The organism is Bacillus sp. JZ39 (genome assembly GCF_053903145.1).
In genome coordinates, this window is the sequence record NZ_CP096389.1 from 3,798,025 (window position 1) to 3,812,527 (window position 14,503).

Below are 14,503 nucleotides of genomic sequence, written 5' to 3' on the forward strand. Positions count from 1 at the left end.
GAAAATGTGTGAATAATAGATACTATCAGAAAATTTCATAAAAAGGTTTTCCTTATCAAGAGAGGTGGAGGGACTGGCCCTGCGATACCCGGCAACCGCTGTTTAACAGAATGGTGCTAAATCCTTTAGAGCAATGATTGCTCTTGAAGATAAGGTTGAGATTGTCACGCAAGCTCTTCCTTATCCAAAGGAAGAGCTTTTTTACATTTGAATGGAAAGAAGGAATGGACAACATGTCACAACAAACAACACCCGCAGAACAAAAATCACTTCAAAGAAAAAAACCGCCGTTTCGCGCGGATCAAGTCGGAAGCCTGCTAAGATCTGAGCCCGTCAAAAAAGCGCGGCTGCAAAAAGCGGCCGGCGAAATGACCGCAGAGCAGCTTCGCCAAATTGAAAACGATGAAATCATCCGCATTGTGGAAAAACAGAAGGAAACCGGCCTGAACGTCGTGACAGACGGTGAATTCCGCAGAGCATGGTGGCACTTTGATTTCCTGGAAAACTTAGATGGCGTTGAGCCGTTTACTCCTGAGCAAGGCATTCAATTCCATAACGTACAGACAAAAGCACGCGGCATTAAAGTCACAGGCGATATCGACTTTTCAACTCACCCAATGCTTGAAGATTACTCATTTCTCCATAGCATTGCCGGTGACGCGACGCCAAAGATGACCATTCCAAGCCCGAATATGCTGTTTTTCCGCGGGAAATTGGAAAAAGGTGCATACAAAAACGACTATCACCTTTTCCAGCATGATGTATCCAAAGCATATAAAAAAGCGATTCAAGCGTTTTATGACAGAGGCTGCCGCTACCTCCAGCTTGATGATACAGCGTGGGCCGTTTTCTTATCAGAAAAAGGCTTAAAACAAATCGAAGCGTTCGGAACAACGCCTGATGAGCTTCGCCAGCTGTTTGCGAAATCGATTAACGACGCGATTGCAGACCGCCCGGATGACTTGACGGTAACCATGCATATTTGCCGCGGCAACTTCCAGTCCACTTGGACAGCGGAAGGCGGCTATGACGCAGCAGCCGAAACCATTTTTGACGGCTTGAATCTTGACGGACTTTTCTTAGAGTATGATGATTCACGCTCAGGCGGATTTGAGCCGCTCCGTTATGTAAAACGGTCTGATCTTCAGCTTGTTCTTGGCTTAGTGACATCTAAATTCGGTGAGCTTGAAAATCCGGATGACGTGAAACGCCGTATCGAAGAAGCGTCCCGTTATGTAAGCTTAGACCAGCTTTGCCTCAGCCCTCAATGCGGATTTGCTTCAACTGAGGAAGGCAACAAGCTGACTGAAGAAGAGCAATGGGCGAAGCTCCGCCATGTGGTTGAGATCGCTAATGATGTTTGGAAATAAGCAAAGAAAAAACACACTTGATTCCCTAGCGGAGCAAGTGTGTTTTTTTATGTCACTGTGCGGTGTAGCCCCCATCAAGGACGACAGCCTGCCCAGTGACGCCCTTCGCCTTCTCGCTTGCCAAAAACACGGCATAATCCGCAATTTCCTTGACGGAAAGCAGTCGCTTTTGCGGCACAAGCGGAAAAATGACTTGTTCAAGTACAGAGTCGTAAGGGACATTTCTAGTTTTCGATAGATCGCTAAGCTGATTGCGTACAAGCTGGGTATCGACATAACCCGGGCAGAGCGCATTGACTGTAATGCCGTGGGGCGCGCCTTCCAGCGCCCCTACTTTTGTGAGTCCAATGACGCCGTGCTTGGCGCTATTATAAGCGGATTTCCCTGCAAAGCCGACTAATCCATTAACAGACGCGATATTAATGATTCTGCCAAACTGCTGTTTTTTCATGATCGGAAAAACATGCTTCATTGCAATAAAGGGGGCCGTCAGCATGACCTTGATCAGCTGTTCAAAGGTGTCTGTCGGAAACTCTTCAATCGGAGCGACGTGCTGAATACCGGCATTGTTCACCAGAATATCCAAGCGGCCGTATTGTTTTTGGATGACGTTCACCGTATCAGCAACTTGCGCTTCCTTTGTCACATCATACGGAATGGCCGCCGCGTCAAAGCCTTCTTCTGCAAGCTTGGAGGCTGCTTTTTCACATGCTTCCGGACGGAGGTCTGAAACGATGACGCTGGCACCTTCCCGGGCGAATTCTCTTGCCATTTCGAATCCGATTCCGCCGGCAGCCCCTGTCACCAAGGCGACTTGTTTTCTCATGTCAAACACCTTCCCATTAAGAATTGAGTACAGACTGGCTTACAGCGAAATCAGCTTCTGTTTTTTCATAAACCTCTTCAATTGTGACACCATCCTGAAGCTCCGTCAGTGTCATGCGGCCGTTCACAAAATCAAATACAGCCAAATCCGTAATCAGCCTGTGCACGACTTTCTGGCCTGTCAGCGGAAGGGAGCATGTTTTTTTCACCTTTGATTCACCATGCTTATTGACGTGATCCATGATGACAACGATTCGTTTCGCCCCGTTGACGAGATCCATGGCGCCGCCCATCCCTTTTACCATTTTGCCCGGGATCATCCAATTGGCCAAATCCCCCTGCTCCGAAACCTCCATTCCGCCGAGAATAGCCAAATCGATATGCCCGCCTCTTATCATCGCGAATGACTCAGCGCTGTCAAAATAAGAGGCGCCGGTCACTTCAGTGATCGTTTCCTTTCCCGCATTGATCAAATCCGCGTCTTCCGTTCCTTCCAGAGGATAGGGGCCAATTCCGAGCAAGCCGTTTTCCGACTGAAGCATGACGTGAACGCCATCGGGTATCTCATTTGCGACAAGCGTCGGCATTCCAATCCCGAGATTCACATTCATGCCGTCCTTGATTTCTTGTACAGCCCGTTTGACCATTCGTTTTCTCGCTTCCTTCACTTGGCCTCACCCTTTCCCGATGCTTGCTGAACTGTTCGTTTTTCAATCCGTTTTTCTTGGCTCGCGCCAAGCACGACATGCTGTACGTAAATTCCCGGCGTATGGATGTGATCTGGATCGAGCTCTCCTGCTTCCACGATTTCTTCCGCCTCGGCAATCGTGATCTTGCCTGCCATGGCGGCAATGGGATTGAAATTTCTCGCCGTTTTCCTAAAAACCAAATTGCCCATGGTGTCCGCTTTCCACGCTTTGACGATCGCCACATCGCCGGTAATGCCTCGCTCCATCACATAAGTCCTGCCGCCGAATGTTTTATGTTCTTTTCCCTCGGCTATGGAGGTGCCGACGCCTGTCGCCGTATAAAATCCCGGTATGCCTGCACCGCCTGCACGAATTCTCTCAGCGAGCGTTCCTTGGGGAACAAGCTCGACCTCAAGCTCTCCGCTTAAAAACTGCCGCTCAAAAATTTTATTTTCACCGACATAGGAAGCGATCATTTTCTTGATTTGCTTGTTAGCCAAAAGCAAACCAAGCCCCCAGTCATCGACTCCGCAGTTATTGCTGACAACGGTTAAATCCTTTACTCCCTGATCTCTTATAGACAAAATAAGCTGTTCAGGGATGCCGCACAGCCCAAATCCTCCCGCGATCAGCGTATCCCCATCATGAATCAATTTCGCAGCTTCCTTGCTTGATGACAGCACTTTTCCCATATTGATGCCCCTTTCGTTTTCTTCTACACTAGACCAGTCAGGCTGTAAATCGCGATCACAGCAAATACGGCAGCCGTTTTAATGAGCGTGATCGCAAAAATATCGCGATAGGATTGCCGGTGTGTCAAACCCGTCACGGCCAGAAGCGTGATAACAGCGCCATTATGCGGCAGTGTGTCCATCCCGCCTGATGCCATTGAAATGACCCGATGCATCACCTCTGGCGGAATATTGTAAGCCTGAATCGCCTGTAAGTATTGTTCTGACATCGCGCTTAACGCAATGCCCATTCCTCCTGAAGCCGAGCCGGTGATTCCCGCCAGCGCAGTTGTCGTAACGGCGCCATTTACAAGCGGATCGGTAAAAGTATGTGAAATTCCGCTGCTCAGCTTATGAAACCCCGGCAGCGCGGCGATAATGCCGCCGAACCCGTACTCGGCACCCGTATTCATAGATGCCAGCAAGGCGCCGCCAATTCCTTCATTCAGCCCTTCCTTCAATTGGGCAAACACACTTCTCCAATCAAATAAAATCGTTGTGATGATGCCAATCACTAAAGCAATCTCCACCGACCAAATAGCAGCCGCTGAAGAAATATCAAGCCTGCCGAACTCCTTTAATCCTATGGAAGAAAAATCAAATCCATTCGGATACCACTTTGGCAGGTAAATGGTGAAATATTTATTCACTGCACCAACGAGAATAAGCGGGACAAAGGCAAGCGCGTGCCGAATCGGGCTTTTGTCCGGTTCAGCCGCGGACTCAATCGATTCAGGAGCAGGAGCATTCTGCGAATCAAAACCGCCATAGCCTTCGCCAGATGCCTGCGCTTTCTTCCGCCTTGATTCCAAATAGAGCATCCCAGCTGCCAGCACAATCACTGCGCCCATCAAGCCCAGCCAAGGGGCGGCATAAATGTCTGTTTTGAAAAACGACGTCGGGATGACATTTTGGATTTGCGGCGTTCCCGGAAGTGCGTCCATCGTAAACGTAAAAGCCCCTAAAGCAATCGTTCCCGGGATGAGGCGTTTTGGTATGTTTGCTTCTTGGAACATGTTTTTCGCAAAAGGATATACGGCAAATACGACAACAAACAGGCTGACGCCGCTGTACGTCAAGACAGCGCCCATCAGCACAATGGCAAGTATCGCTCTTTTTGCCCCGACAAGCCGGACAATTGTTTTCGCGATTGATGCCGCAAGCCCGGCCATTTCAACGACCTTTCCAAAAATGGCACCGAGCAAAAACACTGGGAAATACAATTTAATAAAACCAGCCATCTTCTCCATAAAAATTGATGAGAAAAAAGGAAGCACATGGCTTGGATCTGTCAGCAGCACCGCGAATAACGCGCAAATCGGCGCAAACAATATGACAGAAAATCCCCGATACGCCGTAAACATCAGCAAACCTAACGCCAATAGAATGATGATCAGTTCCACACACACATCCCCCGTTTCCGCGAACTAGAAAGCGTTTACAAAAACCTGTCCGCATCGGCTGTTTCCGTCCCCTTTCCATATGTACGAGAAGCGTGGGCCAACTATTCCGATTAAAAAAGGAAAGCTCCTTTTTTCGGAGCTTTCCTCTGCCATTCATTTCATTCCTACTAGGATATCAACATCAACCGTAATATCGGCTGATTTCATCTCTTTCAGCACGCTGACTCGGTCTTTCGGCGCCGACCAGGCAAGCGGCGTCATCTTGAGAAGCCAGTGGATCGCCTGCTGGTCAAGTGATTTTACATAGCGCAGCCTGACAGGATGGCTGTGCGCCGCATGTGCTGTAAAACGCTCAACAGCTGCCGCATTGGAATACGTGCGCCTTGGTGAATCAGCATATAAAAATTGCCTTAATTCTATTAAATAGTCGCTTCGCGGCACTACTTTTACGAGCATGCCATCATTCTTCAGCAGTCTATGAAACTCTGCATAATTGGACGGGGAAAAAATAGACAGCACAACATCAAATTGGCGATCATGAAAAGGAGCACGCGCCACATCGGCAACCGCCCACATCTGATCTTTGAATGCCTTAGAAGCTTTTAAGATCCCATCTTTCGAAAGATCGATGCCGGTTCCTACCGCTGCTTTCCCTGCATAATCAAACCCGCAAAGCGCATTCAAATGAGAACCCTCACCGCAACCGCTGTCCAGGATGGTAAATGCCTCATGACCAGATTTGGGATGACTGATGAGTTCTGCAATCGCATCATGGAGCGGCTCAAAAAAACCACATTCTCCAATCAGCCTGCTCCTCGCTTCAAAAAGCTCAGCACCGTAACTGGTTTTGACCGGCTTCGTCAGAAAGTTCACGTAGCCGTGCCGAGATAAATCAAATGTATGTCCTCGTTCTGTACAAATCAAGCTTTTCCCTGATGCCGCATCCATAGAAGAATCGCAGAGCGGGCATCGAAACATGCTGAAATCAACTGTTCGCTTCATGATAAAAAACACCCCATTCATTCATTTTTAGATAAATGAAAAAGGCATAGACAAATAAACCTAGGCCTATCTCAAAAATTGGCCAGGTCTGGCAGTTTGTCTACACCTGTCATTATCTATAACGAATGAATTGGATAATCATGAAAAAAACTCCCTTTCTGCTGTATGGGTTTCCCCATTTCCATCATACAACAAATCTCCAGGAGCTGGAATCTTATGGTGAGGAAAAATCAGTACTGACATGCTGGTATCCCGCCAACATCATATCAGCATAGCAATCCGACATGTTTTTCCTTTATTTTCTCATTTTAGAATATAAATTTTATTATTGTGAAAATAGTTAAAAAGGTTGATTTTCAAAAAGTGAAAGGATAAAATACTGCTATCATCTTAGAAAAAGACATTCTTGTATATGATCAGTAATATGGTCTGATTGTTTCTACCTAGTAACCGTAAAAAACTAGACTACAAGAAAGTTTGAATAAATTTGAACGAGTTGAAAAGGACAAGTTCTTTTCTGTTTGCTCTTATTTTTCACACTTTCTGCACTTCCAGAATTTGTGAAGGATAAGAGCTTTTTTTGTTTCCATAATAACCCTCATAGGAGTTGCTATCATGTACTTTTTACTAAACCTTGTCGGTCTCATTGTGATTATGGCAGTTGTATTCCTATGTTCTCCGCAGAAAAAGAAAATCAAGTGGCGCCCGATCATGACGTTAATTGTTCTGGAATTGCTGATTACTTGGTTTATGCTGGGAACAAAAGTCGGAAGCTGGGCCATCGGTAAAATCGGTGATTTCTTCACTTGGCTAATTGCTTGCGCCAGTGACGGTATCGCGTTTGCCTTTCCGTCAGTGATGGCGAATGAAACAGTAGACTTTTTCTTTAGTGCGCTTCTTCCAATTATCTTTATCGTCACATTCTTTGATATTTTAACGTATTTCGGCATTTTGCCTTGGCTGATTGATAAAATCGGATGGGTGATTTCAAAGGCTTCCCGCTTGCCGAAATTAGAAAGCTTTTTCTCTATTCAAATGATGTTTCTTGGAAATACCGAAGCACTTGCGGTTATCCGCCAGCAGCTAACGGTTTTAAGCAACAACCGCCTGCTCACATTCGGCTTAATGAGCATGAGCAGCATCAGCGGCTCCATTATCGGATCTTATCTTTCAATGGTGCCTGCGACATACGTGTTTACAGCCATTCCTTTGAACTGCTTAAACGCGCTGATTATCGCAAACCTGCTGAATCCTGTTCACGTGCCGGAGGATGAAGATATCATCTATACACCGCCTAAAGAAGAGAAGAAAGACTTTTTCTCTACGATTTCTAACAGTATGCTTGTCGGCATGAACATGGTGATCGTTATTTTGGCAATGGTGATCGGATATGTCGCATTAACGTCAGCAGTTAATGGCATTCTTGGCGTTTTCGTACACGGCCTGACCATCCAGACGATTTTTGCTTATCTGTTCAGTCCGTTCGCATTCCTGCTTGGATTGCCAGTGCACGATGCGATGTATGTCGCTCAGCTGATGGGCATGAAATTAGCAACGAACGAGTTTGTTGCGATGCTTGACTTGAAAAACAATCTCAAATCCCTTCCGCCTCACACCGTTGCGGTGGCGACGACATTCCTGACGTCCTTTGCAAACTTCAGTACGGTCGGCATGATTTACGGCACGTACAATTCGATCCTTGACGGAGAAAAGTCAACGGTCATCGGGAGAAACGTGTGGAAACTGCTCGTCAGCGGAATTGCGGTATCTTTATTAAGTGCTGCGATTGTCGGCCTGTTTGTGTGGTAGAAACATTCAGCCATATCCCTTTTCGGATATGGCTCTTTTCATTATTGATAAATAGAGGCTGGCACCTGCACATCCCGGATTCCCGCTGCATAAGGCCCCAAGTCATACTGACCAAAGACGATGGCGATCCCGTTTGCCGTAAAGTAAAACATTGTGTCTTTGTTTAGGGTTATATCCTCTTTCTTAACATCAGGGAAAAACAGCTCATCGTGTTTTTTGATATAGCTATATAGGTAATCTCTCGTTTTGCTGACTTTTGTATTGGTGTTCAAAATCTGATCCAGCGTCACCCGCTTTTGTGCTTTCAAGTCATAGTTGAAGGACTGGACAGACGTTAAACCGTGGGCGCCGCCTGAATAGATATAATTGAGTGTTTGAATGCTGAGCTTGCCTGCCGCATTGTATTTGACGCTGAAGGATGTTTGATATTCCGTTTTAAAGCCTTGCTGTTCGCCTGCTTTTTTGTTTTTCATGTATTCCTGATACGATTGTTCAATGTAGGCTTCCAGCTCTTGATTGATTTTCTTTTCAAACGCGGCATTCCCGACGTGATGCACTTGTGGATACGTTAACTCCTTGATCTTTTTGTACGTATGAGTGCTGACAGTCGGTGTTTTCGTTTGAACTGCTTTTAGAGATGGGGCCGCATATGCAACTACGGAAAAAAGCAAGACTGCAATCCCCGCTGCTTTCAGCATGTTATTCCATTTCATACGATCTCCTCCTTTGATGTCGTTGTTTAACATTCCCTTATTTAAGCAATACACACTTTTATAGACTGATTAAATTGAAAGAAGTTTCTAGGTCTAACAGCATGATTTTTCCAATAAAAAAAGAGACACAGGATGTCTCTTTTTTTACTGTTTGCGCCCAGAAATCGCTTCATGAACGGCCTGTGCCAAATCTGTATTTCCGAACATCTCTAATACCGCAATGACAGTCTGGTCCGGAATGTGCTCTGCTTCGTGTTTTGGCACGACCAGATCGTCCATGGTTTTTTTCAAGCTTTCATTCAGCTTTTGCTGCGGATACGCTTTGGCGTACAGCTCCATCGGATCAAGATCATGGTTCACGCACCATTGGGCAAACACCAAAATCATCATATTTTCATCGCGTTCGTAAGCTTCAGCTAGCTGTTTTTCGTTCATTTGCCATGCTCCTTATGAAAAGTATCTTCCTTAAAGATACAGGAGCCGGTCAAATTCGTCTATCCCAATGGCGATGAGCAGCAATCGCATCGATAAATGCCTTGCTGAAAGCGGTGTAGTCAGGTTCTTCTTCAGCCGTTACGATGCCTGGTCCCTCTGTTGTCCCGACAGAGGATTGAAGAAGGTCAATTCCTTCATTTGCCGCACCGATCGCCTTGTAGTGATTGTAAGCTTCTCTGATAAACGCCATCGCTTGTTTGTTGTCTTTTAACTCCAGCCCCCCTGCGGCATAGACGGCATCATACAGAACAGAATCAACCGTCAGGAACGTGCCGCTGGCCTCAAGCTGCTGTCCGCTGCCGCTTGTCATATACCCCAGATTTTGACTGATGATATCCACTGTGATTCCTTCTTGCTTTAAGGCTTCCAGCACTGTTTGCAGCTCTTTTTCATGAAATCCGTTTCCGGCGAGTACAGCGACTTTTCTTGTTGACGCAGTTTTCACTGTACGGGCTTGGCTTAACGCAGGCGAAGTAAGAATTTCTTTAGATGCTTTACGCTTCGCGGGCGTCGCCACGCCTACTCCTTTGGCGATTTCTTCTGCTAAATCTGCATCGACATTGCTGAAGACATCAACGACTTGCCGCTGTACGTCTTTGCTTTTGACCTTCCCGACCTCGAAGCAGAAAGCAGAAATGATGTGCTGTTTCTCCACAGGAGACATGCTGTTCCAGAAAAGCTTCGCCTGTGAGTAATAATCGTTGAAGCTGTCGCTTCGCTGGCGGATTTTTTTGCCCTCGACTTTTTCCTGATAGTGGACGTAGCCGCCTTCTTCAGCTGTCGCTGGCGACGGATCATTGTTTTGCAGAGAGTTTTTATGATAAGCGACAGGTCCCTTATTGATCGTCATCCGGTGATAGCCGTCGTATTGATTGTTATGGAATGGACATACAGGCCGGTTAATCGGAAGCTCATGGAAGTTCGGACCGCCAAGACGGATGAGCTGTGTGTCTGTATAAGAGAAAAGCCGTCCCTGCAGGAGCGGGTCATTTGTAAAGTCGATGCCCGGCACGACATTTCCCGGGTGGAATGCGACTTGTTCTGTTTCCGCAAACACATTATCCTGGTTGCGGTTCAGCGTCATTTTCCCAATGATCTTCACCGGCACAAGCTCTTCCGGCCACAGCTTAGTCGGATCAAGAATATCAAAATCAAACTTGAATTCATCTTCCTCATCAATCATCTGCACGCCGAGCTCGTATTCAACCTTGCCGCCGTTTTCAATTGTTTCCCACAGGTCACGGCGATGGAAATCCGGATCTTTCCCTGCAATTTTCTGCGCTTCATCCCATACGAGAGAATGCACGCCGAGCACCGGCTTCCAGTGAAATTTCACGAAACGTGCCTTTCCTTGTTCATTGACAAAACGGAACGTGTGCACGCCGAAGCCCTCCATCATTCGGTAGCTGCGGGGGATGCCTCTATCAGACATCGTCCACATCACCATGTGGGCAGACTCAGGGTTATTGGCGACAAAATCCCAAAACGTATCATGGGCAGTCGCGGCCTGAGGCATTTCATTGTGTGGCTCAGGCTTAAACGCGTGAACCAAATCCGGAAATTTGATTGCGTCCTGAATGAAAAACACCGGAATGTTATTTCCCACAAGGTCATAGTTTCCTTCTTCAGTATAAAATTTTGTCGCAAAGCCTCTGGCATCCCGCACCGTGTCTGCGGAGCCTTTAGAACCCGCAACCGTAGAGAAACGGACAAATACCGGTGTCTTCACCGAAGGGTCCTGAAGAAATTTGGCCCGTGTATATTCCGTCATTGGTTCGTAAACCTGAAAAAAGCCATGCACGCCAAATCCGCGCGCATGCACAACGCGCTCCGGAATCCTCTCATGGTCAAAGTGCGTCATTTTCTCCCGGAAGTGAAAATCCTCCATCAGCGTCGGGCCGCGAACCCCGGCTTTTAACGAATGCTCATCCTCTGACACCCGCAAGCCTTGGTTTGTCGTCATTTTCTTCCCGCTGTTATCGGTCCTGTACTGCTCAAGCTGCTCGTCCTTTGAGTGTTCATTTACACGTTTGTTTTGGTCATCACTCATGTCTGTTCCCCCTTTTTAAAACGAAACATTCTACAGCACATTTACCCGTGGCGTTCTTCATATAAACTGCTAATCCGCTCATTAGGATTTTTGGTCTACATATAAATATGCGGTCATACACATTTGAAATAAGCCTTCTTCACAGAAAGAAAGGATGGAAGCGCTTACCAAAAAAGCTGTTGAATAGGGGAGGTCATATCATGCTTGCCATACTCGGTTTTGTGATGATGATTGTCTTTATGTACCTTATTATGTCTAACCGGCTTTCCGCTCTTATTGCTTTGATTGTGGTTCCTATTGTGTTCGCCCTGATCTGCGGATTTGGCAAAGATCTCGGCGAGATGATGATTCAGGGCGTTACAGACCTCGCCCCTACCGGTATCATGCTGTTATTCGCCATCCTGTATTTCGGCATTATGATTGACTCAGGCCTGTTTGATCCTCTCATTGCCAAAATCTTATCGTTTGTCAAAGGAGATCCGTTAAAAATCGCCGTAGGCACAGCGGTTCTGACCATGACCATTTCGCTGGACGGAGATGGGACAACAACCTATATGATTACCATTGCAGCGATGCTGCCTCTCTACAAACGGCTCGGCATGAACCGTTTGGTGTTAGCGGGAATAGCGATGCTCGGTTCGGGGGTTATGAATATTATCCCGTGGGGCGGGCCGACTGCGAGGGTTTTGGCTTCCTTAAAATTGGACACGTCAGAGGTCTTCACGCCGCTGATTCCCGCTATAATCGCCGGCATTCTCTGGGTGATCGCCGTTGCTTATATCCTCGGAAAGAAAGAGCGGAAGCGGCTCGGCGTCATTTCGATTGATCACGCACCGTCTTCCGATCCGGAGGCCGCACCGCTCAAGCGCCCCGCTCTTCAATGGTTTAACCTGCTGCTGACTGTCGCTCTGATGGCCGCACTGATCACCAGCCTGCTGCCGCTCCCTGTTCTTTTTATGACTGCGTTCGCCGTCGCCTTGATGGTCAACTATCCAAATGTCAAAGAGCAGCAGAAACGAATCTCGGCGCATGCGGGTAATGCGTTAAACGTTGTCTCAATGGTGTTTGCTGCGGGCATATTCACAGGCATTCTCTCCGGCACAAAAATGGTCGATGCCATGGCGCATTCTCTCGTTTCACTCATCCCTGATGCCATGGGCCCGCACCTGCCGTTGATCACTGCGATCGTCAGCATGCCCTTCACCTTTTTCATGTCGAATGACGCCTTTTACTTCGGTGTCCTTCCCATCATCGCCGAAGCCGCTTCCGCTTACGGAATAGACGCCGCTGAAATCGGAAGGGCCTCCTTGCTGGGGCAGCCTGTGCATCTGCTCAGCCCGCTTGTGCCTTCCACCTATCTTTTGGTAGGAATGGCAGGCGTCAGCTTTGGCGACCATCAAAAATTCACTATTAAATGGGCCGTGGGAACAACGATTGTGATGACGATTGCGGCGCTTTTGATTGGGATTATTTCGTTTTCTTGAACTTTTGAGTGCTGAAAATTCACTGTTTAAAAGATTATAATAAGAAAAAACTAGAGGTGACGGTTCATTTAGAAAAATAATAAACAAAATAAAAAAGCATCCTTAAAAGGAGCTTTTTTATTTTGTGCTGAGTAGGAAAATTACAACAATAACAGATGGTATCGCGAGTATTATCAAATTTAACGTGTTTTTTATTCTAAACTGTCTGTTTTCCTTTGTTTCAGAGTAATGGTTTGCTCGTTGTCTATCACCACTTACCGCTAATCCTGAGATTAAAACAGCTATCCCTATTATAATAATTGATACTGTACCAAATATTGATTCATAAGATATATTTCCTCTAAAAAGGTAACCAATAACGCCTTCAACTGCTGCCAAAATTACACCTAAAATTAAAAATTTCATTGAAATCGTCCTTTTCTAAAGTATTAGGGTTATAAAAAAAGCCTCATAGAGGCTTTTTTATTATAACACTTACCACATTAGATTGTTTAAGAAAAGTTCCCAAGATTTACTGCCTGATTTTTTCAGTTTAATATAAGATGTAGCTCCAAATTTACTTGCGCTAACCCCAGTTCTGGCAATAGGATACCATGATGGTGGAGTATAGCTATAAGTCAAACCCTTAGGATATTGATATTTAGCTTTGTTTATTACACCATGACTTTCAGTTACTCCTATTGCTGCAAATCCAACTTTCATGCCAGATGCTGTATAGTGCCAATCACTAATTTTCCAGCCTCCAGAAACTTTTGTAAGTTTGTAATAAATTCTTCCACCAGAACCTCTGTACTTCTGGTATTTTACTGTTTGATATGCTTTTGCTCCATGTGTAGAATCCCATTTCTCATCAGAATAGCTCCCACTACCGTCACTTACCGCTAACGTTGTAAAGTTATATGTTTCGATTTTTTCGCCTTTGTTATTTGTTTTGGTTTCTAATAGTTGAGAAGTTTCATATGTTTTCTGGTTGTTTTTAAAGTCTACTGATTGTGTTGAGAAAGTTCCTGTTCCTCGTTTTTGCTTTACTTTATCCGTATCTTCTAAAATATGTTTTTTTGCTCTATCTAACAATTTTGAAGGATCGGTAATTTCTTTGTTTTTCTTTACTACTTTAAATTCATCTGTCCTTTCAGCAGCTACTGCTGAGTTGATGTTTAAGGACAGAATGATAGTAATTGCGAGTAAAGTTAAAATACAGGACTTTAATACTTTCATTGTGTACCACCTTTTTGAAATTTATAGATATATTTAACAACTATTTAATAGTACCACTTTTTATATAGGTAAATCCTTAAAATTACCTTAAAAGATATTGTTGGAATCGGGTCCATTTATATGTAATAACTAAAACAAAAATAGAACCCTTTATTGGATCTGTTTTTGTTTTAGTTCAGATGATAGAAATCGCTTTTATAACTTCTCAAAATGCGCGATTCACTTAATCAAAGATCCAACTTGACTAATAAATCCAAAATCTAAAAACTACCACAATTTCTTCATAGAATCTCCAATTATTCACACAAAAAAACAGGCTGTTCTACAGTAGGGGTTTCGGTTGAACAGCCTGACTTTTATTTTAATGATCCACCGTTTGCAGCAATCTGCTCTTTATACAAGAAGAGCTTTTCTGGTTCACGTAAATACCGTTGTAGCGTTCCAAGTAGCCTGGACTAGATATCAAGTCAATGGCCGACCACGGGAAGTAGCAGAACTCATCTATGCCGTTTGTGATCGCCCATTGAATTTGTTCGATATTAATCAATGCGGTAATTGTCATTACCTTAACGTTTTCTTCTAATTGACCGAAAGCGCCAAGCCCATTTTTGCAGAGGACATCAGCGGCTAGAAAGCTGATTTTAGTGAATGAAACAGAAAGATTGGTAGAATGACAGAATATGAATCAACAGAGGGCTGACATCATTTCAATCT

Annotated in this window: 14 protein-coding genes and 2 riboswitches; of the genes, 3 read left to right on the forward strand and 11 right to left on the reverse strand. The window is 45.4% G+C overall.

Annotated elements, in window-relative coordinates; genetic code table 11:
* Nucleotides 1-49 precede the first annotated feature (49 nt).
* Nucleotides 50-156, forward strand: a riboswitch (SAM riboswitch).
* Between the two features lie 77 nt (nucleotides 157-233).
* Nucleotides 234-1,370 carry a 5-methyltetrahydropteroyltriglutamate--homocysteine S-methyltransferase gene (locus tag M1D65_RS19465; RefSeq protein ID WP_064671767.1) on the forward strand — a complete coding sequence of 379 codons (1,137 nt, stop codon included), beginning with the start codon at nucleotides 234-236 and terminating at the stop codon, nucleotides 1,368-1,370.
* Between the two features lie 52 nt (nucleotides 1,371-1,422).
* Here the strand turns inward: M1D65_RS19465 and M1D65_RS19470 are convergent, their stop codons facing one another.
* From M1D65_RS19470 to M1D65_RS19490, 5 genes are all read right to left on the reverse strand, one after another.
* A complete protein-coding gene (locus M1D65_RS19470; protein WP_014481333.1) occupies nucleotides 1,423-2,196 on the reverse strand; it encodes a 3-hydroxybutyrate dehydrogenase in 774 nt (257 codons plus the stop codon).
* Nucleotides 2,197-2,212: 16 nt separating this feature from the next.
* Nucleotides 2,213-2,863, reverse strand: a complete 651-nt coding sequence (locus M1D65_RS19475; protein WP_043858944.1) for a succinyl-CoA--3-ketoacid CoA transferase subunit B — start codon at nucleotides 2,861-2,863, stop codon at nucleotides 2,213-2,215.
* Complete coding sequence (locus tag M1D65_RS19480; protein WP_064671766.1) at nucleotides 2,860-3,576, reverse strand: CoA transferase subunit A; 717 nt, start codon at nucleotides 3,574-3,576, stop codon at nucleotides 2,860-2,862. Before M1D65_RS19480 ends, M1D65_RS19475 begins: the two co-directional genes overlap by 4 nt.
* Nucleotides 3,577-3,599: 23 nt before the next feature.
* The gene (locus M1D65_RS19485) at nucleotides 3,600-5,018 is read right to left on the reverse strand and encodes a GntP family permease (protein WP_003243205.1); all 1,419 of its coding nucleotides are present in this window, start codon (nucleotides 5,016-5,018) and stop codon (nucleotides 3,600-3,602) included.
* Nucleotides 5,019-5,171: 153 nt separating this feature from the next.
* Nucleotides 5,172-6,020: a methyltransferase domain-containing protein gene (locus M1D65_RS19490; RefSeq protein ID WP_064671765.1), complete on the reverse strand. Its 849-nt coding sequence runs from the start codon at nucleotides 6,018-6,020 to the stop codon at nucleotides 5,172-5,174.
* Between the two features lie 386 nt (nucleotides 6,021-6,406).
* Nucleotides 6,407-6,508: riboswitch (purine riboswitch) on the forward strand.
* A 127-nt stretch (nucleotides 6,509-6,635) separates the two neighbouring features.
* On the opposite strand from M1D65_RS19490, the gene M1D65_RS19495 reads away from it, so the two are divergent.
* Nucleotides 6,636-7,829, forward strand: a complete 1,194-nt coding sequence (locus tag M1D65_RS19495; RefSeq protein WP_014478419.1) for a NupC/NupG family nucleoside CNT transporter — start codon at nucleotides 6,636-6,638, stop codon at nucleotides 7,827-7,829.
* A 41-nt stretch (nucleotides 7,830-7,870) separates the two neighbouring features.
* Here M1D65_RS19495 and M1D65_RS19500 read toward each other — a convergent pair whose 3' ends face one another.
* From M1D65_RS19500 to M1D65_RS19510, 3 genes are all read right to left on the reverse strand, one after another.
* Nucleotides 7,871-8,542: a DUF3298 and DUF4163 domain-containing protein gene (locus M1D65_RS19500; RefSeq protein ID WP_285299734.1), complete on the reverse strand. Its 672-nt coding sequence runs from the start codon at nucleotides 8,540-8,542 to the stop codon at nucleotides 7,871-7,873.
* 144 nt (nucleotides 8,543-8,686) lie between these two features.
* A complete protein-coding gene (locus M1D65_RS19505; RefSeq protein ID WP_014478421.1) occupies nucleotides 8,687-8,977 on the reverse strand; it encodes a hypothetical protein in 291 nt (96 codons plus the stop codon).
* A 49-nt stretch (nucleotides 8,978-9,026) separates the two neighbouring features.
* Entirely contained in the window at nucleotides 9,027-11,087 is a 2,061-nt protein-coding gene (locus M1D65_RS19510; RefSeq protein WP_021480985.1) for a catalase, read from the reverse strand.
* Between the two features lie 200 nt (nucleotides 11,088-11,287).
* Between M1D65_RS19510 and citH the strand changes: the two genes are divergently transcribed.
* Entirely contained in the window at nucleotides 11,288-12,571 is a 1,284-nt protein-coding gene (gene citH, locus M1D65_RS19515) for a citrate transporter CitH (RefSeq protein WP_276354360.1), read from the forward strand.
* Nucleotides 12,572-12,688: 117 nt separating this feature from the next.
* Here citH and M1D65_RS19520 read toward each other — a convergent pair whose 3' ends face one another.
* From M1D65_RS19520 to M1D65_RS19530, 3 genes are all read right to left on the reverse strand, one after another.
* Nucleotides 12,689-12,976 carry a DUF5316 family protein gene (locus M1D65_RS19520; protein ID WP_276354362.1) on the reverse strand — a complete coding sequence of 96 codons (288 nt, stop codon included), beginning with the start codon at nucleotides 12,974-12,976 and terminating at the stop codon, nucleotides 12,689-12,691.
* 69 nt (nucleotides 12,977-13,045) lie between these two features.
* Complete coding sequence (locus tag M1D65_RS19525) at nucleotides 13,046-13,789, reverse strand: hypothetical protein (protein WP_243571685.1); 744 nt, start codon at nucleotides 13,787-13,789, stop codon at nucleotides 13,046-13,048.
* Between the two features lie 361 nt (nucleotides 13,790-14,150).
* On the reverse strand, nucleotides 14,151-14,351 hold the full coding sequence (locus tag M1D65_RS19530; RefSeq protein WP_276354364.1) for a hypothetical protein: 201 nt from the start codon (nucleotides 14,349-14,351) through the stop codon (nucleotides 14,151-14,153).
* Nucleotides 14,352-14,503: the final 152 nt, after the last annotated feature.